Origin of the sequence: Cytobacillus firmus NBRC 15306, from assembly GCF_001591465.1 — a bacterium.
Lineage (GTDB): Bacteria > Bacillota > Bacilli > Bacillales > Cytobacillaceae > Cytobacillus > Cytobacillus firmus.
On record NZ_BCUY01000211.1, the window covers coordinates 1 to 1,412 of the forward strand.

Consider the following 1,412-nt stretch of genomic DNA (forward strand, 5'->3'; position numbering starts at 1 on the left):
ATTGATTTCCTTTTTTAATCCACTCAGCAACTGTGACAGTTCTTTTCGCCTGATACTTAACAGCTTCTTTAACATCTTCAATCATGTTTCCGTCCTGATCAACCGTTACGCTTGTTCCATATGGGTTGCCGCCTGCTCCGAAAAGAACCGGATCGGTGTAACCGGGAGCAGCCACAATCGCACCCCAATGATACATCGTAGTATAAAGCGAAAGAATGGTTGCTTCTTGGCCGCCATGCGGATTTTGGGCTGAAGTCATTGCGCTTACTGCCTTATTCACAAGCTTTCCTTTCGCCCAAAGACCGCCAGTTGTATCAAGGAACTGCTTCATTTGGGAAGGCATATTGCCGAAACGGGTCGGTACGCTGAATATAATAGCATCTGCCCATTCAAGGTCGTCCGGCTTAATTTCAGGCACATCCTTTGTAGCCTCAACAGTTGCTTTCCATGCAGGATTGCCTTCAATTGCTGATTGCGGTGCCAGTTCCGGGACCTTAAAAACTTTAACTTCCGCACCGGCTTCTTTGCCGCCTTCCTCCGCCCATTTAGACAATTGATAGTTTGTTCCGCCCATGCTGTAAAAAATGACTGCTAATTTTACATTTTCCATATTAATCGTCTCCTTTTTAGTTGAATTTCCAAATAACCTTGATAGGATACCCATGATAGCACTCCCTATTCTTTCATTCTCTTCCCTTATAATTCGTCAGAATAACTTTTTTTATATTTGTTTATACCAGCGGGCGGCAGCCTGAACTTCACCCATGGTTAATTGGTGACCAAAACTTTCCCAGTGAAGTTCGACTTTAGCTCCTGCACTTTCCAATAATGACTGTAAGTCAGTGGATTCTTCTGCCGGGCAAATCGGGTCATTGGTTCCGGCTGCGATAAATACTGATGTTCCTCTGAGATCAGGCAATTCAGCACCACGCCTTGGAACCATCGGATGGTGCAGAATCGCTGCTCTTAAGGAGTTTTGATGAAGGAATAATAAGCTTCCTGCAATATTAGCTCCATTTGAATAGCCAATTGCCACAATGTTTTCACGCTCAAATCCGTATTTCTGTGCGGCTTCATCTAAAAATCCGTTTAATTCTTTTGTTCGAAAAATCAGATCTTCTTCATCAAAGACACCTTCTGCCAGCCTGCGGAAAAATCTCGGCATCCCATTTTCCAGCACATTACCGCGCACACTTAGAACAGAAGCCTCCGGATCAATATGACCTGCAAGCGGCAGCAGGTCAGTTTCTGTACCTCCCGTTCCGTGAAGCAGCAATAATACAGGCTTGGAAGGATCCTTTCCTTTTTGAAAAATGTGTTTCATCGTATCTTCCTCTCTTTGTTCTATCGCAGTCTAACGGGCAGTAAGACCCCCACTTCAAGACTCAGAGGAATCAAAGGAGGATATGGGG

2 protein-coding genes are annotated in these 1,412 nt (G+C 44.6%); both read right to left on the minus strand.

Features of this window, described 5'->3' with window-relative positions; translation table 11 throughout:
- The coding region (wrbA, locus tag BFI01S_RS21875; protein WP_061794444.1) for an NAD(P)H:quinone oxidoreductase at positions 1–610 on the minus strand (610 nt) is incomplete at its 3' end.
- Positions 611–721: 111 nt separating this feature from the next.
- A complete protein-coding gene (locus BFI01S_RS21880; protein WP_061794445.1) occupies positions 722–1,324 on the minus strand; it encodes an alpha/beta hydrolase in 603 nt (200 codons plus the stop codon).
- Between the last annotated feature and the right edge of the window lie 88 nt (positions 1,325–1,412).